The sequence below is a fragment of the Micromonospora sp. B9E7 genome (assembly GCF_039871815.1).
Taxonomy (GTDB): domain Bacteria; phylum Actinomycetota; class Actinomycetes; order Mycobacteriales; family Micromonosporaceae; genus Micromonospora.
The window spans coordinates 207,302-227,666 of the sequence record NZ_JBDPLX010000008.1 but is presented as its reverse complement, the minus strand read 5'-3'; the positions used below and the strand labels follow the sequence as shown (position 1 = coordinate 227,666).

The 20,365-nt window shown below is 71.8% G+C and carries 18 protein-coding genes; 15 read left to right on the top strand and 3 right to left on the bottom strand.

Annotated features, from left to right (window positions below; translation table 11 throughout):
- Positions 1-132 precede the first annotated feature (132 nt).
- Complete coding sequence (locus ABGB10_RS16135; protein ID WP_347661641.1) at positions 133-3,627, top strand: phosphodiester glycosidase family protein; 3,495 nt, start codon at positions 133-135, stop codon at positions 3,625-3,627.
- A gap of 44 nt (positions 3,628-3,671) precedes the next feature.
- Here the strand turns inward: ABGB10_RS16135 and ABGB10_RS16130 are convergent, their stop codons facing one another.
- Positions 3,672-4,568, bottom strand: a complete 897-nt coding sequence (locus tag ABGB10_RS16130; RefSeq protein WP_347661640.1) for an AAA family ATPase — start codon at positions 4,566-4,568, stop codon at positions 3,672-3,674.
- Between the two features lie 275 nt (positions 4,569-4,843).
- On the opposite strand from ABGB10_RS16130, the gene rpmE reads away from it, so the two are divergent.
- Together rpmE and prfA are read left to right on the top strand one after the other, a co-directional pair.
- Positions 4,844-5,068: a 50S ribosomal protein L31 gene (gene rpmE / locus ABGB10_RS16125; RefSeq protein WP_088987870.1), complete on the top strand. Its 225-nt coding sequence runs from the start codon at positions 4,844-4,846 to the stop codon at positions 5,066-5,068.
- Between the two features lie 124 nt (positions 5,069-5,192).
- Entirely contained in the window at positions 5,193-6,281 is a 1,089-nt protein-coding gene (gene prfA / locus ABGB10_RS16120; RefSeq protein WP_347661639.1) for a peptide chain release factor 1, read from the top strand.
- 114 nt (positions 6,282-6,395) lie between these two features.
- Here the strand turns inward: prfA and ABGB10_RS16115 are convergent, their stop codons facing one another.
- Positions 6,396-7,943: a GGDEF domain-containing protein gene (locus tag ABGB10_RS16115; RefSeq protein WP_347661638.1), complete on the bottom strand. Its 1,548-nt coding sequence runs from the start codon at positions 7,941-7,943 to the stop codon at positions 6,396-6,398.
- 71 nt (positions 7,944-8,014) lie between these two features.
- Between ABGB10_RS16115 and prmC the strand changes: the two genes are divergently transcribed.
- From prmC to ABGB10_RS16095, 4 genes are all read left to right on the top strand, one after another.
- Positions 8,015-8,962, top strand: a complete 948-nt coding sequence (gene prmC / locus ABGB10_RS16110) for a peptide chain release factor N(5)-glutamine methyltransferase (protein WP_347661637.1) — start codon at positions 8,015-8,017, stop codon at positions 8,960-8,962.
- Positions 8,962-9,609 (top strand): L-threonylcarbamoyladenylate synthase, encoded by a 648-nt coding sequence (locus ABGB10_RS16105; protein WP_088987874.1) that lies wholly within the window; start codon positions 8,962-8,964, stop codon positions 9,607-9,609. The genes prmC and ABGB10_RS16105 overlap by 1 nt, the downstream gene beginning before the upstream one ends.
- Positions 9,610-10,221 carry a phosphotyrosine protein phosphatase gene (locus ABGB10_RS16100; RefSeq protein WP_347661636.1) on the top strand — a complete coding sequence of 204 codons (612 nt, stop codon included), beginning with the start codon at positions 9,610-9,612 and terminating at the stop codon, positions 10,219-10,221.
- 106 nt (positions 10,222-10,327) lie between these two features.
- Positions 10,328-12,442 (top strand): transglycosylase domain-containing protein, encoded by a 2,115-nt coding sequence (locus ABGB10_RS16095; RefSeq protein ID WP_347661635.1) that lies wholly within the window; start codon positions 10,328-10,330, stop codon positions 12,440-12,442.
- A gap of 13 nt (positions 12,443-12,455) precedes the next feature.
- On the opposite strand, the gene ABGB10_RS16090 is transcribed toward ABGB10_RS16095, so the two are convergent.
- On the bottom strand, positions 12,456-13,916 hold the full coding sequence (locus ABGB10_RS16090; RefSeq protein WP_347661634.1) for an SDR family oxidoreductase: 1,461 nt from the start codon (positions 13,914-13,916) through the stop codon (positions 12,456-12,458).
- A 35-nt stretch (positions 13,917-13,951) separates the two neighbouring features.
- On the opposite strand from ABGB10_RS16090, the gene glyA reads away from it, so the two are divergent.
- From glyA to atpA, 8 genes are all read left to right on the top strand, one after another.
- On the top strand, positions 13,952-15,241 hold the full coding sequence (gene glyA / locus ABGB10_RS16085; protein WP_347661633.1) for a serine hydroxymethyltransferase: 1,290 nt from the start codon (positions 13,952-13,954) through the stop codon (positions 15,239-15,241).
- A complete protein-coding gene (locus ABGB10_RS16080; protein ID WP_347661632.1) occupies positions 15,234-15,659 on the top strand; it encodes a hypothetical protein in 426 nt (141 codons plus the stop codon). Before glyA ends, ABGB10_RS16080 begins: the two co-directional genes overlap by 8 nt.
- Before the next feature lie 181 nt (positions 15,660-15,840).
- Complete coding sequence (locus ABGB10_RS16075; protein ID WP_088991414.1) at positions 15,841-16,077, top strand: AtpZ/AtpI family protein; 237 nt, start codon at positions 15,841-15,843, stop codon at positions 16,075-16,077.
- 11 nt (positions 16,078-16,088) lie between these two features.
- Positions 16,089-16,886 carry a F0F1 ATP synthase subunit A gene (atpB, locus tag ABGB10_RS16070; RefSeq protein ID WP_347661631.1) on the top strand — a complete coding sequence of 266 codons (798 nt, stop codon included), beginning with the start codon at positions 16,089-16,091 and terminating at the stop codon, positions 16,884-16,886.
- Between the two features lie 66 nt (positions 16,887-16,952).
- Positions 16,953-17,186 (top strand): ATP synthase subunit C, encoded by a 234-nt coding sequence (locus ABGB10_RS16065; RefSeq protein WP_067312849.1) that lies wholly within the window; start codon positions 16,953-16,955, stop codon positions 17,184-17,186.
- Positions 17,187-17,212: 26 nt separating this feature from the next.
- Positions 17,213-17,752: a F0F1 ATP synthase subunit B gene (locus tag ABGB10_RS16060; RefSeq protein ID WP_030333175.1), complete on the top strand. Its 540-nt coding sequence runs from the start codon at positions 17,213-17,215 to the stop codon at positions 17,750-17,752.
- Positions 17,752-18,573, top strand: coding sequence for a F0F1 ATP synthase subunit delta (locus ABGB10_RS16055; RefSeq protein WP_347661630.1), 822 nt, complete (start codon positions 17,752-17,754; stop codon positions 18,571-18,573). The genes ABGB10_RS16060 and ABGB10_RS16055 overlap by 1 nt, the downstream gene beginning before the upstream one ends.
- Positions 18,574-18,711: 138 nt before the next feature.
- Positions 18,712-20,364: a F0F1 ATP synthase subunit alpha gene (atpA, locus tag ABGB10_RS16050; protein WP_347661629.1), complete on the top strand. Its 1,653-nt coding sequence runs from the start codon at positions 18,712-18,714 to the stop codon at positions 20,362-20,364.
- Position 20,365: the final 1 nt, after the last annotated feature.

Here is a 20,365-nt window from a genome sequence, read left to right as displayed (position 1 = left end):
GCCGTCCACCCGCAGCCGGCGGGCGCCGCAGCGGGCGGGAGACGACGCCCACCCCGTGAGGTTATGGAATTTTCCTTCGGTTAAGTCGACAGGTATTGAAACTTCTATTCAATGCCGGGTTGACTGTCGTCCATGCGTACCCGCAGACGATCCGCCCGCCGCACCGGCGTCCTGCTGCTGACGCCGCTGCTGGCCCTGGCCCTGTCGCCGCCGGCCACTGCCGCACCCACCATCGCCCCGCCCACCGGGGCCGCACCGTCGGTGGCCTCACCCACCATCGCCGAGGACGCGCCGCCCGCGTCGTCCCGGCCGGCCGGCTCGGTCAGCCTGGCCGCCGCCCCGACAGTCGCGACCGCCCCGACCGCCGTCGCTGGTGGTCTGGAGCCGGCCGGCGGGCTAGAGACCACGAAGGCCACCCGGCCGGTCGCCCCGGGCGTGCAGCTGACGTCCTTCGACCGGTACGACGCCGAGGGCTGGCTGCGGGCCGATGCGCTCACCACCGACCTCGCCGGCGGCTCCACCGTCGACTACGTCAACTCCGGCGCGGTCAGCCGGGCCGAGCCGCTGCGAAAGGCGGTGGACCAGTCGCACGCGGTCGCCGCGGTCAACGGCGACTTCTTCGACATCAACAACTCCGGTGCCGCCCAGGGCATCGGCGTCCGGGACGGCGAGCTGATCCAGTCGGCGGTCAGCGGTCACCGCAACGCGGTGGCGGTCTCCACGAATGGGCTCGGGCGGGTGATCGAGGTGAACTTCGACGGCAGCGCCACCCTGCCCACCGGACCGGTCCCGCTGACCCAGTTCAACAACATGGTCCAGGCCGACGGCATCGGCGCCTTCACCGAGCTGTGGGGGACGTACTCCCGGCAGCGTGCCGTGGAGGGCGCCGCCCGGGTGGTCGAGGTCACCGTGACCAACGGTCGGGTGGCCGCGGTGGGAAGTGCGGCCGGCAGCGGCCCGATCCTCGCCGGCAGCACCGTGCTGCTCGGCCGCGACCTCGGCGCGGACGCGCTGGCCGGCCTGCGCCCCGGTGACCCGGTGGGGGTGGCCTGGCGGCCCAAGCCCTCCGACGGCAGCACCCTGCACGCGGCGGTCGGGGGCGGCAACGTCCTGGTCCGCGACGGCGTCGTGCAGAGCATCGCCGATCCGACCCTCGCCCCCCGCACCGCGGTCGGGTTCAGCGCCGACGGTCGAAAGATGATCATGCTGACGGTGGACGGCCGTCAGGTCGACAGCCGCGGCGTGACGCAGACCGAGATGGGCCGGATGATGGCCGAGCTGGGCGCCTACCACGCGCTCAACCTGGACGGTGGCGGATCGTCCACGCTGCTGGCCCGGGAGCCGGGCGGGCCCGCCGTGCAGGTGGAGAACAGCCCCTCCGACGGCAGCGAACGGGCCGTGCCCAACGGCCTGGCCATCTACGCGCCGAAGGGCAGCGGGCGACTCACCGGCTACTGGGTCGAGACGGCCAGCGACCCCACCGCCGCGCCGGGCGTCTCACCGGTGCGAGGTGGGCGGCCCGACCGGGTCTTCCCGGGGCTGACCCGCACCCTCACCGCATCCGGCTACGACGAGACGTACGGCCCGGCGGCCGGCGCGCCCACCTGGCGGGCGACCCCGGCGGTACGCGGCCGGGTCGGCCGTGACGGCGTGTTCCACGCCGGCGCACCGGGGGCCAGCACGGTCACCGCCGCACGGGGGCGGGTCACCGGCTCGCTGAACCTCACCGTGCTCGGCCCGCTGGCCCGGATCGGTACCACCGCGCCGCGGATCGGGCTGACCGGCCGGGACGGCAACGCCCTGGTCGGCGTGGTCGGGTATGACGCCGAAGGCAACACCGCGCCGATCGAGCCGGCCGACCTCACCCTCGACTACGACCGGGACCTGTTGCGGATCACCCCCACCGGGGACGGCAACCTGTCCGTCGCGGCGTTGCGGGACACCGGCTCGGGCCTGGTGACCGTTCACGTAGGACGCACGAGCGCGGTCCTGCCGGTCACCGTCGGGCTGACCGACGTGCCGGTCGCCGGTTTCGACGACGCCGCGTCCTGGCGGTTCAGCCAGGCCCGCGCCAGCGGGTCGGTCGCGCCGGCGCCGGGGCACACCGGCACCGGCCTGCGCATGTCGTACGACTTCAGCCAGTCCACCGGCACGCGGGCCGCGTACGCCGACCCGCCCGCCTGGATCGAGGTGCCCGGTCAGCCGCAGGCCTTCGGGATGTGGATCCACGGCAACGGCACCGGGGAGTGGCCCAGCCTGCACCTGCACGACGCCCAGGACACCCAGCACGTGCTGCGTGGCCCACTGATCACCTGGACCGGCTGGCGGTACGTGGAGTTCGCGGTGCCGGCCGGAGTGCAGTACCCGGTGCGGGTACGCCGCTTCTACGTGGCCGAGACGAACGCCGCCGCGCAGTACACCAGCGAGGTGATCATCGATGACCTGGTGGCGAAGGTTCCCCCGACGGTCGACGTGCCGGAGGCGGCCCCGCGTACCGATCGGGTGGTTGTCCGCGACGGCACGGTGGACGGCGCGCCGTGGCGGTTCGCGGTGCTCTCCGACGCCCAGTTCGTCGCCGCCGACCCGGACAGCGACCTGGTCGCCCAGGCCCGACGGACGCTGCGCGAGGTGCGGGCGGCCCGGCCGGACTTCCTCCTGATCAACGGCGACTTCGTGGACACCGCCTACCCGGCCGACTTCGCGCTGGCCCGGCGGATCCTCGACGAGGAACTGGGCGACGTGCTGCCCTGGTACTACGTGCCCGGCAACCACGAGATCATGGGCGCCCCGATCAGCAACTTCGCGGCCGCGTTCGGTGCCACCTCCCGGGTGTTCGACCACAACGGCACCCGGTTCGTCACGCTGAACTCGTCCACCGGGACGCTGCGCGGCGGCGGCTTCGACCAGGTACGGATGCTCCGCGAGACGCTGGACGCGGCGGCCACCGACCGGCGCGTGGGTTCAATCGTCGTCCTGCACCACCACCCGCCGCGCGACCCCAGCCCGGCGCAGGCCAGCCAGCTCGGCGACCGCAAGGAGGCGGCGCTGCTGGAGCAGTGGCTGGCCGACTTCCAGCACCGCACCGGCAAGGGCGCGCTCTTCGTGGGCGGGCACGTCGGCACCTTCCACGCCGACCGGGTGGACGGGGTGCCGTACGTGATCAACGGCAATGCGGGCAAGACGCCGTCCACCCCTGCCGACCAGGGCGGCTTCACCGGCTGGACGGAGTTCGGCGTGGACCCGGTGACCCCGACCGAGGCCGACCGGGCCCGCCGTGACCCGCTCGCCGAGGGCCCGCGCTGGGTGGACGCGGAGTTCCACGCGCACGCCGACCGACTCACGGTGGCCGCCCCGGCCAGCGTCGAGGTCGGCAGCCCCGCGGCGGTCACCGCCACGCTGACCCAGCCCGGCGGGCGTACGGTCCCGGTGGCCACACCGGTCAGCGCCGACTGGTCGGCCTCGCCGGGAGTGCACCTCGGCTCGGCGGCCGGGGTGCGCCCGTGGCACACCGCCCGATTCGACCCGGCCACCGGCACCCTGACGGCACTGCGGCCCGGCGCGCCGATACGCCTGACGGTCGAGGTCAACGGCGCCCGAGCCGAGGCCACCATCACCGTCGCCAGGTGAACTGTCCGGACGGGCCGCCAACGCGCGGGGCCCGTCCGGACACCTCAGAAATCGCCGTCGGCCACCTGGAAGACGGTGAGGCCGAGGGCCCGCCACATCTGGACCACCTGGACGCGGTCGTCGAAGACGCCGGCCACCCGGTAACGGTCCCGGATCTCCCGGTCGTAGATCTCCCGCTTGACGATCGAGTCCTTGCGAGTGTCGCCAACGGCCCGCATGTGCAGGCCGAGGTGGGGGACCTGGACGTATCGGGCCAGCCACGCCTCGGTGGCCGAGCGGGCGGAGTCGTCCCTCCCCGAGCAGAAGACCACCCCGTACCCGGCGGCGTGCATCGCCCGGACCGCCGCGATCACCGCTATGTTCGGCTCGTCTTCGCCGACCCGGGTCATGTCGTACGGGCTGCGGGACACGGCCAGCGCGACGGTGCCGTCGATGTCCACCAGGACGATCTCCGGTGGCTCGGTCGACGGCGGGTGCACCACGGCGGGGCGTCCGGTGCGGGCCTGCGGCACCGGCAACGGCAGCGCCCGTCCCTCCAGGTAGCGCTCGTGCAGCCGGCGGATCGCCTCCGCCCCGACCTGGTCGGCTGCCGGCCGAGCGGCGTCCCGGCGCAGGCACTCGGTCAGCGGCACGTCGGTGAAGTCGTGCACCTCGAAATCCGCGCCGTAGCGGGCGGCCAGATCGGCCCAGCCCCGCAGCGTCCGCGCGCGCAGGTTGGTGTCGTCCACGCAGACGTCCGCGCGGGCCCGCAGCAGCGCCTCGACCTGGGCCCGCTGTACGACTGTCACCTGGGCCTCGGCCCACTGGGTGAAGAGCCGCTCCCCGTGCAGCATCCTCCGCAGGTCGTCGCGGTTGACCCGGAGGACGGACGGCTGGAGCGTGCGGGCGAACGTGGTCTTACCCGAGGCGGGCAGTCCCCGGGTGGCGATCAGGCGGGTCATCGGCACGCCTTCGGCTCGGCGGACGTACCCCCCGCGGGGTACCCGGCGGTGGTCCGCCGGGTGGGCGAATGCCCCGTCCGGCGGCGGGAATGCGGATGGGGAGGCACGTGTTGACGATGCCGGACGACGTGTGCGGCCCGACTACCGGGTCGGTTCAGGCCCATGGCACACTGGTCAATCGGCCACCGGTTCCGGTTCACGCCCGAGCCCGTCGCGTACGGCGCGACGAGTGATGACGGCGACCCGGCGACCACCAACGAGAGGACCGAGGCGAGATGAAGGCAAACATCCACCCGGAGTACACGACCACCGAGGTCAGCTGCTCCTGTGGCAACACGTTCACGACCCGCAGCACCGCCAAGGGCGGGGCGATCCACGTCGAGACCTGCAGCGCCTGCCACCCGTTCTACACCGGTAAGCAGCGCGTTCTCGACACCGCCGGCCGGGTCGCGAAGTTCCAGCAGAAGTACGCCAAGGTTCAGGCCAAGAAGGCCAAGTAGCTCCTCGTTCGGCGCCCGTGTCCGGTTTTCCGCCGGACGCGGGCGCCGTCCGTGTTTTACCAACTTTCCGCCCGGCCGACGGCCATCCCGGCCCGCCGCGCACCGTCGAAGGAGCATCCGCAGCATGAGCAGCGAGCGTCTGGCCGGCCTCCTCGACGAGTACGCGGAGCTGGAGAAGCGGCTGGCCGATCCGGCCATCCACGCCGACCAGGCCACCGCCCGCAGGGTCGGCCGCCGGTACGCCGAGCTGGTGCCGCTGCACAAGGCTGCCAGCGAGCTGGAACAGGCCCGCGCCGACCTCGTCGCGGCTCGCGAGCTGGCCGCCGAGGACGCCTCCTTCGCGGCTGAGGCGGAGTCCATCGCCGCGTCCCTGCCGGTGCTGGAGGAACGCCTCGCCGAGCTGCTCATTCCTCGTGACCCGCACGACGCCAAGGACGTGATCGTCGAGATCAAGGCCGGCGAGGGCGGTGAGGAGTCGGCGCTGTTCGCCGGTGACCTGCTACGGATGTACACCCGCTACGCCGAGCGGCACGGCTGGGTCACCGAGGTGATCGACGCACAGGATTCCGACCTCGGCGGGGTCAAGGACGTCTCCCTGGCGATCAAGACCAAGGGTGTGCCGGACGGCGGCAACGGCGTGTGGTCGCGACTCAAGTGGGAGGGCGGCGTGCACCGGGTGCAACGCGTCCCGGTGACCGAGTCGCAGGGGCGGATCCACACCAGCGCCGCGGGGGTGCTGGTGCTGCCGGAGGCCGAGGACGTCGACGTCACGATCGACCAGAACGACCTGCGCATCGACGTGTTCCGCTCGTCCGGCCCGGGTGGTCAGTCGGTGAACACCACCGACTCGGCGGTACGGATCACCCACCTGCCGACCGGCATCGTCGTCTCCTGCCAGAACGAGAAGTCCCAGTTGCAGAACCGGGAGCAGGCGATGCGGATCCTGCGGGCCCGACTCCTCGCCAACGCCCAGGAGCAGGCCGACGCCGCCGCCTCCGATGCCCGGAAGGCGCAGGTGCGTACGGTGGACCGCTCGGAGCGGATCCGCACCTACAACTTCCCGCAGAACCGGATCACCGATCACCGGATCGGCTACACGGCGTACAACCTCGATCTGGCGCTCGCCGGCGAACTGGACGGGGTGCTGGACGCCCTCACCGAGGCCGACCGCGCCGCCCGGCTCGCCGGCGACACCGAGCTGACCCGCCGCTGACCGCGGGCCGCCCGCGTCCGTCCCCGTCGATCATGGGGTTGTGGTGGGCGGTTTGTTGCATCGTGGGCCTTTGGTGAGGCACCACGACTCCTTGATCGACGCCAGCTCTGATGATCAGCTCGCGCGGGGGCGGGACTTGGCGCGGAGCATCTCCCGGTCGGCCAGCTCGAAGGCGAGGCTGAGCGCGTCGCGCAACCCGCTGCCGCCGGAGACCTCCGCGAAGCCGATGCTCACCCCGACCGGCGTCCCCGGCACCAGCGACTCCCAGTCCTCCAGTCGGACCGCGGCCTCGATCCGGCGGGCCACCTCGGCGGCCTCGGCCATGTTGGTGTCCGGCAGCACCACCACGAACTCGTCACCGCCGTAGCGGGCCACGAAGTCGCCCCGGCGCATCACCCGGTTGATGACGCCGGCGATGCGTTGGAGCACCAGATCACCCGAGTGGTGCCCGTGCCGGGTGTTGACCGCCTTGAAGCCGTCCAGGTCGCAGACGCCGATGACCACCCGCTCGCCCCGGGTGACGACGGCGGTGATGTACCGCTCCAGTCGACGCCGGTTGGGCAGCCCGGTCAGCGGGTCGGTCAACGCCTCGCCCTCGAAGCGGGCTGCCTCGCGGCGCATCTCCTCGTGGTCGATCCGGGCGGCGATGCCGTCGATGTAGACGTCCCGCAGCCGGTCGTTGCGCTGGGCGGCGAGCCGGAACGCCAGACGGTCGGCCCGGTGTGCCGCCGGGTGGTCACCGGCGCGGGTCAGCGCGATGCTGCGCAGTCGGGCCGGCTCGGCCGCCCCGAGCGTCTCGTTGGACACCTGGACGGTGCCCAGCCGGGTGACCGCCTCGATCGGCCGCCCGTCGGCCACGGCGAGGCACACCTGGCCGAGCTGACGCATGTCGCGGGCGCGGGCGCTGTCCCCACCGTGGCTGAGCAATCGGGCCGGCTCGGCGTCCCCGCTGGTCTCCACCTGGTCGCCGAGGGCCGCCTGTCGAGCCGCCGCGTAGCCGTACGCGGCGAGGCTGCTCGGGCGGAGCTGGCCGGCCCGCCCGGTGCGGACGAAGCGGGCCAGGTCGGAGGCCACGTCCCGGAGCACCCGCAGGCAACCGTCGCTGTCGCCGTTGTGGTCCAGTGCCACCGCGTTGCGCAACCGGATGCCTGGCGCGGCGAACGTCTCCTCCGGGATCCCGGCGGTCATCCCGAGCTGCCGGGCCCGCTCGATGGCCCCCAGGGCGTACCCGTGGAAGCTGAGGTAGCTGTAGGCCATCGCCAGGTCGTGCCAGCCCCACGCGGTGTCCCGGTCCGGGTCCTCCACCGCGCCGAGGGCGCGGGCGGCTCTGACGAGGTGCATGACGCAGCGGTCCAGTGCGCCCTGGTGGTGGGCGGCGAGAGCGGCCAGCGCGTTGAGGTGCCCGTGCAGGTATGGCTCGGCGAGGTCGCGGACCGCCGCGGATGCCTCCTCGATGGCCCGGGTGAACTCCGCGGTCCGACCGAGATTGATCAGCGCGGAGAGGCGCTGCACCATCGCGTCCGCTCGCGCCGCCGGGTCGGTGGTGGTGCGGATCACACGCTCCAGCAGGACGTACGCCTCCGCGGAACGGCTGGCCTCCTGCAATGCCCGGGCGCGCGTGAGCGCATCAACCTGGTCATCGACCCGGTCGAGCCAGCCCACCCGCCAACCTCCTGCCGTGCGCCCTGGCGCACCCGTTCGTCACGTCGCCCGCGACGCTTCATGATTATGTCGTGAGTACTTTGCCGCAACACCCCCCCGAAGGGACAGGTCCCGTCCGGCCTTCCGCCGCGGTGGCCCGAGCGGCCCGGCTGCTCGCCGCCGCCGGGGTCGGCTCGGCCCGGGTGGAGGCCGAGTTGCTGGCCGCGTACGTGCTCGGGGTGCCCCGGGGTCGGTTGGCGCTCGCCGACGATCTCGGTGACGACCAGGTGGCGCGGCTCGACGAGTTGACGCGTCGTCGCGCTGGGCGGGAGCCGTTGCAGCATCTGACCGGTCGGGCCGGGTTCCGGCATCTTGAGTTGTTGGTCGGCCCGGGTGTCTTCGTGCCCCGGCCGGAGACCGAGTTGCTGGCCGGGTGGGGTGTCGAGCAGGCCCGGGGGCGGCCCGACCCGGTGGTGGTCGACCTGTGCAGCGGCTCGGGCGCGATCGCGCTGGCGGTGGCCCAGGAGCTGCCGGCGGCGCGGGTGATCGCGGTGGAACGGTCCCCGGCGGCGTTGGCCTGGTTGCGGCGCAACGCGGCCGAGCGGGCCAGGGCGGGGGACCGGCCGATCGAGGTGGTCGAGGCCGACGTGACCGCTCCGGATCTGCTGGCGGATCTGGTCGGCCGGGTGGACGTGCTGCTGTGCAACCCGCCGTACGTGCCGGACGACGTGGTGGTTCCGCCGGAGGTGGCCGGGCACGATCCGGCGGAGGCGGTCTTCGGGGGCACGGACGGTCTGGCGGTGATCCGGCCGGTCGTCACGCGAGCGGTGGCGCTGCTGCGCCCCGGTGGCGCGTTCGGGGTCGAGCACGACGACACGCACGGTTCGGCGGTGCCCGGGCTGCTCGCCGAGGACGGCGGGTTCCGCGCTGTCACGGAGCACCGGGACCTCGCCGGGCGCCCTCGCTTCGCCACCGCGTCCCGACGGGCGGACGGCCAGGGCGCCCCGATCGGTGCGGCGTGGCAGACTGACTCCTCGTGATGCTCTACGACTGCCGGTCGCCCGCCGACCGGGACCGCGGCATCGCTGCGGCGATCGAGGCGGTCAAGAACGGCGAGCTGGTCGTCCTCCCGACGGACACCGTGTACGGGATCGGCGCGGACGCGTTCACCCCGTACGCGGTCAAGGCGCTGCTGGATGCCAAGGGCCGGGGTCGGCAGATGCCGCCTCCGGTGCTGATCGGCTCGCGGCACACCCTGGACGGGTTGGTCTTCTCGCTGCCCACGGCCGCTCGTGACCTCGTGGAGGCGTTCTGGCCGGGTGCCCTGACGATCGTCATCGAGCACTCGCCGAGCCTGCAGTGGGACCTGGGCGACAAGACGGGCACGGTGGCGGTGCGGATGCCGCTGCACCCGGTGGCGCTGGAGGTGCTGCGCGAGACCGGTCCGATGGCGGTGTCGTCGGCCAACAAGACCGGGCAGCCCGCCGCGGTGACCGCCGAGGAGGCGCGTGACCAGCTCAGCTACTCGGTGCGGGCCTACCTGGAGGCGGGGCCCTGCCCGGACCCGGTGCCCAGCACGATCGTGGATCTGACCGGTGAGGTGCCGCAGTTGCTGCGGGCGGGGGCGATCCCGTTGGAGAAGCTGCGGGACGTCGTACCGGATCTCGTCGACGGTCGGGGGGTCTGAGTGCCCCCGTTCACGGTTCTGCACGTCTGCATGGGCAATATCTGCCGCTCGCCGATGGCGGAGCGGTTGCTCGCTCTGGCGGTGCGGGAGCGTTTGACGCGGCGTGCGGAGGATCCGGCTCGGGCCGAGGAGTTGGTGCACAGCCACAGCGCGGGAACGGGCGGTTGGCACGCGGGCGAGGAGATGAACCCGCCGGCGGCGCGACAGGTGACCGGCCGTGGTGGTGACGTCGAGGGGTTCGCGGCCCGCAGGTTGCGTTCGGACCACATCGACGCCGCCGACCTGGTCCTGACCGCGACGGCCGACCAGCAGGAGTACGTGGTGGCGCTGCGGCCGGACGCGGCGGCCCGCACCTTCGTGTTGGGTGAGTTCGGTCGACTGCTGGCCGCGGTGGACGCCACCGCGTTGCCGTCGGGCGAGGCGACCCCGGAGGCGGTGTACGCCCGGGGTGTGGCGTTGGTGGCGGCGGCTCACGACGCCCGGTTGGGGGCGTCGGCGTTGCCCACCGACGATCTGGACGACCCGTGGGGTCGCGGCGACCAGTGCTTCAGCCGGGTCGCCGACGAGATCGAGGAGACGGTCCACCCGCTGGCCGGCGCGCTGCTGCCCTGAGTGCGGTGCGAGTTTCCTCCGGGTTTGCGGAAAACCAGGGGCTAATCGGGCATTCCGGGTCATTCTGAACGGGTCCTAGCGTGACCGGCTCCTGCGGGGAGAGCTGATGATCCGGGCCCATCTCGACAAACTGCTGACCGTGGTGATCGCCGGAGTGCTGGCCGGGGTGGTGCTGGCCGCAGCCGCCCTGCCGGCGGCCCTGGTCTTCGGGATCGGCTTCAGCAACCTGTCCACGCCGTACTCGGAGCTGCCGAACACGCTCCGCACGCCGCCGACCGCCCAGCGCTCCAACCTCTACGCCAACGACGGCACCACCCTGATCACCTCCTTCTACCAGGAGGACCGGGTGGACGTGCCGCTGCACGAGGTCGCCCCGGTGATGCGCCAGGCGATCGTGGCCGCCGAGGACGTCCGGTTCTACCAGCACAGTGGCGTCGACCTGCGGGGCGTGGTGCGCGCGTTCACCGTCAACAAGCGCGACGGCCAGACCCGGCAGGGCGCGAGCACGCTCACCATGCAGTACGTCCGCAACGTGCTCAGCAGTGATCCGCGGCTGACCGAGGCGCAGCGGGTGGCCGCCACCGAGGTCACCACCGTTCGCAAACTCCAGGAGATGCGGTACGCGCTCGCGCTGGAACGGGAACTCGACAAGGAGGAGATCCTCACCCGCTACCTCAACATCGCGTACTTCGGCGCCGGGGCGTACGGCATCGCGGCGGCCAGCAAGCGGTACTTCTCCCGGTCTCCGGCCGACCTGACCCTGGCCCAGGCGGCGCTGCTGGCCGGCCTGGTCCGCTCGCCGGACAGCGATGACCCGATCAACGGCGACGCCGACAGCGCGTTGGAGCGGCGGGCGTACGTGTTGGAACGGCTGGTGGAGACGGGACAGGTGCCGGCGGACGCGGCGGCGGCGGCTCGGGCCGAACCGTTGCAGCTGCAACCCAGCGAGACCCCGAACGACTGCACGGGGGTGCCCGAGGCGCACAACGACTGGGGCTTCTTCTGCGACTGGTTCACCCGCTGGTGGAGCAGCCAGTCCGCATTCGGGGCGAGCGCTGGCGAGCGGCAGCGCACGCTGCGCCGGGGCGGGTTCTCCATCGTGTCGTCGCTGGACCCGGGGGTGCAGCGGGCCACCACCGAGCAGGTGCTGAAGATCTATCGACCGACGGATGCGGAGGCGGTGCCGACCGCCGTGGTGCAGCCGGGCACCGGGCGGGTGCTGGCCATGTCGGTGAACCGCGCCTACAGCGTGCAGGACAACCCGGTCGGGCAGAAGAACCGCCCGAACACGGTCAACCAGCTTGTCGCCGGCGGTGGGGCGATCGAGGGGTACCAGGGCGGCTCGACGTTCAAGCTCTTCACCATGCTGGCCGCGTTGGAGTCCGGCCTGCCGCTGTCGACCGAGTTCGTGGCACCCACCCAACTGCTCACCCGCTTCCCGGTCACCGGGCAGGCGAGTTGCGACGGTCGCTGGTGCCCGGCGAACGCGAGCCCGTCGTCGATGGACGGCCCCCGCACCATGTGGAGCGCGTTCGGCCGCTCGGTGAACACGTACTTCGCCTGGCTCACCGAGAAGGTCGGTGCCGACCGGGTGGTGGAGATGGCCGAGCGGCTCGGCATCGTGCTGCGGGCCGACTCCGACGCCGACCTGGCCCGGTACGGCGCGAAGAACTGGGGTCCGTTCACCCTGGGCGTGGCCGCCACCACCCCGCTGGACCTGGCCACCGCGTACGCCACGGTGGCGGCCGAGGGGACCTGGTGCGCCCCGCTGCCGGTGGTCTCGATCACCGACTCGGGCGGTCGCCCGGTCGACGCCGCCAAGCCGGACTGCCGGCAGGTGCTCGACGCCGACGTGGCCAGGGCGGCCACCGACGCCTCGCGCTGCCCGGTCGGCGACCAGTCGATGTACGGGCGATGCGACGGCGCCACCGCGCCCAAACTGCGCGCGAAGGTCGGCCGTCCGGTGGCGGGTAAGACCGGAAGCTCGGAACGGTACGAGACGGAGACGGTGGTGGCGTTCACGCCGCAGTTGGCGGTCGCCTCCATGGCGGCGAACCCGGACGACCCCCGGGACGCGGTCGGTCAGGCGGTGCAGGCCCGCATGGTGGACGCGGTCGGCGAGGTGCTCGTGGCCGGCCTGCGCGACCAACCGGTACGCGACTTCGTCCCGCCCAGCGAGCGAACCGCCTTCCAGGTCACCGGAGCCCGCACCGGCAACTGAGCCGGGGCCCGGGTCAGCGGGATTGTTCGGCGTTGCGGGCTATGTTGCGGGCCATCCCGCCGAAGACCACCGCGTGGAACGGGGCCACCGACCCCCAGTAGGCGTGTCCGCTCAGCCCGCGCGGCAGGAAGACGGCGCGTTGCTGGTACCGGCTGCGGCCGTCGTCGGTCGGCAGCACCCGCATCTCCAACCAGGCACGGCCGGGCAGTCGCATCTCGGCGCGCAGTCGCAGCAACTCGCCCGGGACGATCTCCTCGACCCGCCAGAAGTCCAACGCCTCACCGACCTGTAGGCGGTGCGGGTCGCGTCGGCCCCGCCGCAACCCGACCCCGCCGATCAGGCGGTCCAGCCAGCCCCGGATGGACCAGGCGAGGGGGAAGGAGTACCAGCCGTGTTCGCCGCCGACACCCTCGACGACCCGCCAGAGCGCTGCGGGTGACGCGTCCACCATCCGCTCGCGGACGTCGGTGTAGGCGGTGCCGCCGGACCAGTCCGGGTCGCTGGGCAGCGGCTCGGCGGGCGCGTCCGGGCCGCTCGCGGTCGACCAGCGGGTCTCCACCTGGGCGTCGCGCACCTTGGCCAGCGCCAGCGCCACCGCGTCGTCGAAGCCGGTCAGCCCGCCCGGCGGGTCGGGTACGTAACGGGCGATGTCGTGTTCGTCCGCGACCGCCTCCTGGATCAGGCTCTCCACCAGCGGGCGGGCGATCGCGTTCGGCACCGGGGTGATCAGGCCGACCCAGTGCGAGGAGAGCGACGGGGTGAGCGCCCGGACTGGCACGATGATCCGTCGGCGCAGCCCGGCCACCCGGGCGTAGCGCTGCATCATCTCGCGGAACGTGAGCACGTCCGGCCCGCCGATGTCGAAGCCCCGGTTGACCTCCGCCGGCAGCGCGGTGCAGCCGACCAGGTAGTTCAGCACGTCGCGGACGGCGATCGGCTGGATCCGGTTGCGCACCCAGCGCGGCGTGATCATGGCGGGCAGTCGCTCGGTCAGGTACCGCAGCATCTCGAACGACGCCGAACCGGAGCCGATGATCACCGCAGCCCGGAGCACCGCCGTGGGCACCCCGCTGGCCAGCAGGATCCGGCCCACCTCGGCCCGGGAGCGCAGGTGCGGCGAGGGGACGGCGTCGGTCGCCGGCAGCGGACCGCCCAGGTAGACGATTCGACGTACGCCGGCGGCGCGGGCCGCCGTCGCGAAGTTGGTCGCCGCAGTCCGGTCGGCCTCCTCGAAGTCGGACCGGCCCAGCGAGTGCACAAGGAAGTACGCGACGTCCACGTCGGCGAACACGGCGGCCAGCGTCTCCGGTCGGCTGAGGTCTCCTTCGACGATGTCGGCCGCCGAGGCCCAGGGCACGTCCCGTAGCCGCACCGCCTTGCGGGCGAGGCAGCGCACGGTGTGCCCGTCGGCGAGCAGCAGCGGCGTCAGCCGCCCGCCGATGTAGCCGGTGGCTCCGGTGACGAGGCATCTCACGGGTCCCAGTCTGCTGCCCCCTAGACTCGTTTGCTGTGGAGACCGAGACGAGCACCTTCTGGGGGCCGGATTTCGCGCAGCTCAGGGCCACCGACCCGGAGATCGCCGGGGTGGTCCTCGGCGAGCTGGACCGGTTGCGGGGCGGCCTGCAGCTCATCGCCAGCGAGAACCTGACCTCGCCGGCGGTGCTGGCCGCGCTCGGTTCGACGCTCACCAACAAGTACGCCGAGGGTTATCCGGGCCGGCGCTACTACGGCGGCTGCGCCGAGGTGGACCGGGCGGAGGAGATCGGCATCGCCCGCGCCAAGGAACTCTTCGGGGCGGAGCACGCCAACCTCCAGCCGCACTCCGGGGCGAGCGCCAACCTGGCCGCGTACGCCGCGCTGGTGCAGCCGGGTGACACGGTGCTGGCGATGGACCTGCCGCACGGCGGGCACCTCACCCACGGCAGCCGGGTGAACTTCTCCGGCAAGTGGTTCCACCCGGTCGGCTACCCGGTCCGGCCGGACACCGAGCTGATCGACTACGACGAGGTCCGGGACCTGGCGCGGGCGCACCGACCCAAGCTGATCATCTGTGGCGCCACGGCGTACCCGCGCCTGATCGACTTCGCCCGGTTCCGGGAGATCGCCGACGAGGTCGGCGCGTACCTGATGGTGGATGCCGCGCACTTCATCGGTCTGGTCGCCGGCCGGGCGATCCCGTCCCCGGTGCCGTACGCCGACGTCGTCTGCGCCACCACCCACAAGGTGCTGCGTGGCCCGCGTGGCGGCATGATCCTGTGCCGCGAGGCGCTGGCCCAGCGGATCGACAAGGCGGTCTTCCCGTTCACCCAGGGCGGCCCGCTGATGCACGCGGTCGCGGCCAAGGCGGTCGCGCTGCGCGAGGCCGCCCAGCCGGAGTTCCAGACGTACGCCCGGCAGGTGGTCAGCAACGCCCAGGCGCTCGCCGCCGGGCTGGCCGAGGAGGGGATGCGCCCGGTGTCCGGTGGCACCGACACCCACCTCGCCCTGATCGACCTGCGGGAGCTGGGGGTGACCGGCACCGAGGCCGAGCGCCGCTGCGACGCCGCGTCGATCACCCTGAACAAGAACGCCATCCCGTACGACCCGCAGCCGCCGATGGTGGCCTCCGGCATCCGGGTGGGCACGCCGAGCGTCACCACCCAGGGGATGCGGGAGGGGGAGCTGCGCCAGGTGGCAACGCTGATCGCCCGTGCGGTTCGCACCGATCCCGGCGCTCCGGGCGGGGCCGACGAGTTGACCCGGCTCGGTGCCGAGGTGTCCGAGCTGGTCGCGGCGTTCCCGGCGTACCCCCGTGGCTGAGCCCGGGGTGGTCGAGCCGGACAGCGACCGGCGGTGGCGGCTGCGGCACCTGCCGGTGTTGTTGGCCGCGTCGGTGGCGCTCGCCGCGGTGGCAGCGGTGGTGGGCGGGGTGACCGGTGGCGTGACGGCCGCGCTCGGCGCGGCGGCCGGCGTGGGCGTCACGGTGCTCAGCTACACCCTCACCACTGTGGTGCTGGCCCGGGCCGACCAGATCAACCCGCAGTTGCTGCTGCCGCTCGGCGTGGGGCTGTACGTGCTGAAGTTCAGCCTGCTGGGTGTGGTGCTGGTGGCGGTGGCGTCGACCGGTTGGCCCGGTTTGATCCCTCTCTGCCTCGGCATCGTCGCCGGGGTGGCAGTGTGGACAGCGGTACACATCTGGTGGCTGACCACGGTGCACGCTCGTCGGGTGCAGAGCTGACCTGACGGTCGTCCCACCTTTCGGACGCGCCGCAATGTGTCGGCCTCCGGTCATTTTCCGACGGGCGGAAGGGGAGTAGCGTGCCCACAGACGACGGCGCCCACGCGAAGCCCACACAACGACGGTTGTGCGGGGGGTGAGGCACAGCCTCGTCTTCCCGGCTGATATCGTTCGCCCCGTCATGGCTGGTGACCAAACCCCCCGTCCCGCCGGTGAACCGGACGATTATCCGTCCGGTGCCGGTCAGGGTTGGACCGCGCTCAGCTACCTCATCGGAGGCATGCTCGTGTGGGGTTTCATCGGTTGGCTTGTTGACCAGTGGCTCGACACCGGCGGCGTCGCCACCGGGATCGGCGTCGTGCTCGGTATGGCCGGGGGCATCATCCTGGTCGTCCGCCGACTCGGCACGCCTACTTAGGAAGGGACGCGGTGTTCGGACAGGCGAACGTTCTGGCAGCGGGCCAGGCGGGATTCCCACCCACGGTGGACGACTTCTACCTGCCCAGCATCCTGCCCTGGGGTGTGGAGAACTCGTACTGGTTCACCAAGATCACGGCGATGGTCTGGATCGCGGTCGGCGTCCTGATCATCTTCTTCCTGGCGAGCTACCGGAACCCGCAGTTGGTGCCGACCAAGAAGCAGTGGTTCGCCGAGTCGATCTACGGCTTCGTCCGCAACAACATCGCGGTCGACATGATCGGGCACGCGGGTGTGCGGTTCGCCCCCTACTTCACGACGCTGTTCTGCTTCGTGTTGCTGACGAACGCGTTCGCGATCATCCCGTTCTTCCAGATCTCGCCGAACTCGCACATCGCCTTCCCGGCGATCCTCGCGATCATCAGCTACGTGCTGTTCAACTACATCGGCATCAAGCAGCACGGCTTCGTCAAGTACTTCAAGAACTCGTTGATCCCGCCGGCACCGTGGTACATCCTGCCGCTGCTGATCCCGATCGAGCTCTTCTCGACCTTCATCGTCCGGCCGTTCTCGCTCGCGGTGCGTCTCTTCGCGAACATGTTCGCCGGTCACATGCTCCTGCTGGTCTTCACGCTCGGCGGCTTCGCGATGCTGAGCGCCAACGCCTGGCTGGCCCCCGTTTCGGTGCTCTCCTGGGTGATGACCATCGCGCTCACCTTCCTCGAGTTCCTGGTGATCTGCCTGCAGGCCTACGTCTTCACCGTCCTCACCGCCAGCTACGTGCAGGGCGCGCTCGCCGAAGAGCACTGATCCACCGCACCATCCGTTGTCGTCCCGCGTGAGAGTCACGCGTGATAACCAGGAGGAACCACACCAATGGACGCTAGCGTTCTCGCCGAGGTCACCGGTAGCACCGCTGCCATCGGCTACGGCCTCGCCGCCATCGGCCCCGGCATCGGCGTCGGCCTGGTCTTCGCTGCCTACATCCAGTCGACCGCCCGCCAGCCGGAGTCGTCGCGGATGACCCTGCCGTACGTCTGGATCGGCTTCGCCGTCATCGAGGCGCTGGCGCTGCTCGGCATCGCCTTCGGCTTCATCTGGGCCGGCTGATCCCGCCCCTAGACCGGGAGGTAACCATGTACTTCCTCGCCGCTGAGGGTGGTGAGTCCGCCCACAACCCGATCATCCCGCTCTGGCAGGAGGTCGTGGTCGGTTCGGTGGCCTTCGCCGTGCTCTGCTTCGTGCTGATGAAGTTCGTCTTCCCGCGCATGGAGCAGACGTTCCAGGCTCGGGTCGACGCGATCGAGGGCGGCATCAAGCGCGCCGAGGCTGCTCAGGCCGAGGCGAACCAGCTGCTCGAGCAGTACCGTGCCCAGCTCGCTGAGGCCCGGACCGACGCCGCCAAGATCCGTGACGACGCTCGGGCCGACGCCGAGGGCATCCGGCAGGACATCCTCGCCAAGGCGCGGGAGGAGTCCGACCGGGTCATCCAGGCCGGCAAGGACGCGCTCGCCGCCGAGCGGGCCACCATCGTGCGCGAGCTGCGCGCGGAGGTCGGCACGATCGCGGTGGACCTGGCCAGCAAGATCGTCGGCGAGTCGCTGGCCGACGAGGCACGGCGTAAGGGCACCGTCGACCGGTTCCTGAGCGGTCTCGAGAGCACGGGGGCCCGCTGATGCAGGCCGCCAGCCGGGAGTCGTACAAGGTCGCGGCCGAGCGCCTCGACGCGTACGTCCGCGGCGCGGAGCCGTCGGCGGTGGCCTCCACCGCCGACGCCATCCTCTCCGTGGCGACCCTGCTGCGGCGCGAGCCGCGGCTGCGCCGGGCGCTGTCCGAGCCGGCTCGTTCCGGCGAGGATCGCGGCGCTCTGCTCGGCGACATGCTGGGTGGGCGGATCGGCGCGGACGCGCTCGACCTGCTCGTGGCGCTGGTCTCCGGCCGTTGGTCGGCACCGTCGGAGTTGCTCGACGGCGCCGAGCGGCTGGGGGTGGAGGCGCTGCTCGCCAGCGCCGACAAGGCCGGCGAGCTGGGCGAGGTCGAGGACGAGCTGTTCCGCTTCGGTCAGGTCGTGGCCGGTCAGTCGGCGCTGAGCAACATGCTCGCCGACACGGCCGCCCCGGTCGAGCAGCGGGCCACCCTGGCCCGCGAGCTGCTCGCCGACAAGGCCCGTCCGGTCACCGTCCGCCTCGTCGAGGTCGCACTCGGCGGGTTCGGGGGGCGCTCCTTCAATGGTGCGCTCACCCGGCTGGTGGAGCTTGCCGCCGACCGGCGTGACCGGCAGGTGGCGTACGTGACCGTCGCGGCCCCGTTGAGTGACGAGGACGAGCGTCGGCTGGGTGCGAGCCTCACCGCGATATACGGTCGAGAGGTCTCCGTCAAGCAGACGGTCGACCCCGCCGTCCTGGGTGGCGTGAGCGTCCGGGTCGGCTCCGACCTGTACGACGGCACCATCCTGCGCCGCCTCAACGAGACCCGCAACGCGCTCGCGAAGCGCTGACGGCTTTGCCGCCCAGCGGCTGAGTGGCTCCGCCGCCCAGTCGGGGCGGCTCCGCCGCTCAGCGCCCGGATTGACAGACGCCATTCGGACCGGTTGGTACTAGGTATCCCGGGCCCCTGAATTTTAAGGAAGCAGAGGATGGCCGAGCTGACCATCTCGACGGAGGAGATCCGCGGCGCCCTGGAGCGCTACGTCTCCTCCTACTCGTCCGACGTCTCCCGCGAGGAGGTCGGCACCGTCGCCGACACCGGTGACGGCATCGCCCACGTCGAGGGCCTGCCCTCGACCAAGACCAACGAGCTGCTGGAGTTCGAGGACGGCACGCTCGGCGTGGCGTTGAACCTCGACGTCCGGGAGATCGGTGTCGTCGTTCTCGGTGACGCCGCGAAGCTGGAGGAGGGGCAGCGCGTCAAGCGCACCGACCGGGTGCTCTCCGTGCCGGTCGGCGACGCCTTCCTCGGCCGCGTGGTCAACGCGCTCGGCCAGCCGATCGACGGTCTCGGCGACATCGCCGACGAGGGCTACCGCGAGCTGGAGCTGCAGGCTCCGAACGTGATGTCCCGGCAGTCGGTGTTCGAGCCGCTGCAGACCGGCATCAAGGCGATCGACGCGATGACGCCGATCGGTCGGGGCCAGCGGCAGCTGATCATCGGTGACCGGAAGACCGGCAAGACCACGGTCGCCCTGGACGCCATCCTCAACCAGCGGGACAACTGGCGCACCGGCGACCCGAAGAAGCAGGTTCGCTGCATCTACGTCGCCATCGGCCAGAAGGCCTCCACGATCGCCTCGATCAAGGGGCAGCTGGAGGAGGCGGGCGCGCTGGAATACACCACCATCGTGGCCTCCCCGGCGTCCGACCCGGCCGGCTTCAAGTACATCGCCCCGTACACCGGCTCGTCCATCGGGCAGCACTGGATGTACGGCGGCAAGCACGTCCTGATCGTCTTCGACGACCTGAGCAAGCAGGCCGAGGCGTACCGGGCCGTGTCGCTGCTGCTGCGCCGCCCGCCGGGCCGCGAGGCGTACCCGGGTGACGTCTTCTACCTGCACTCCCGCCTGCTGGAGCGCTGCGCGAAGCTCTCCGACGAGCTGGGTGGCGGCTCGATGACCGGTCTCCCGATCATCGAGACGAAGGCCAACGACATCTCGGCCTTCATCCCGACCAACGTCATCTCGATCACCGACGGTCAGATCTTCCTGGAGACCGACCTGTTCAACCAGGGCGTCCGTCCGGCGATCAACGTCGGCACCTCGGTCTCCCGGGTCGGTGGCGCCGCGCAGGTGAAGCCGATGCGCAAGGTCGCCGGTTCGCTGCGCCTCAACCTGGCCCAGTACCGCGAGCTGGAGGCGTTCGCCGCCTTCGCCTCCGACCTGGACAAGGCCTCCCGGGCCCAGCTGGACCGCGGTGTCCGGCTGGTCGAGCTGCTCAAGCAGCCGAACTACTCGCCGTTCCCGGTGCAGGAAGAGGTCGTCACGGTCTGGGCCGGCACCGAGGGCAAGCTGGACGACATCCCGGTGGGTGACATCCGGCGCTTCGAGTCGGAGTTCCTCCAGTACCTGCGGCACAAGCACGCGGGTGTGCTGGCCGGGATCGCCGACAACCAGTGGAACGACGACATCGTCGGCTCCCTGGACAACGCGATCAGCGAGTTCAAGCAGGTCTTCCTCGGCAAGGGCGACGAGCGTCGGGTCAACGACGCACCGGCCGCGCCGCTGGAGGGCGACGAGAACCGCGAGACGGTGACCCGCTTCCGCGACGGCGCGACCGACCGCCCGGCCGAGAGCTGAT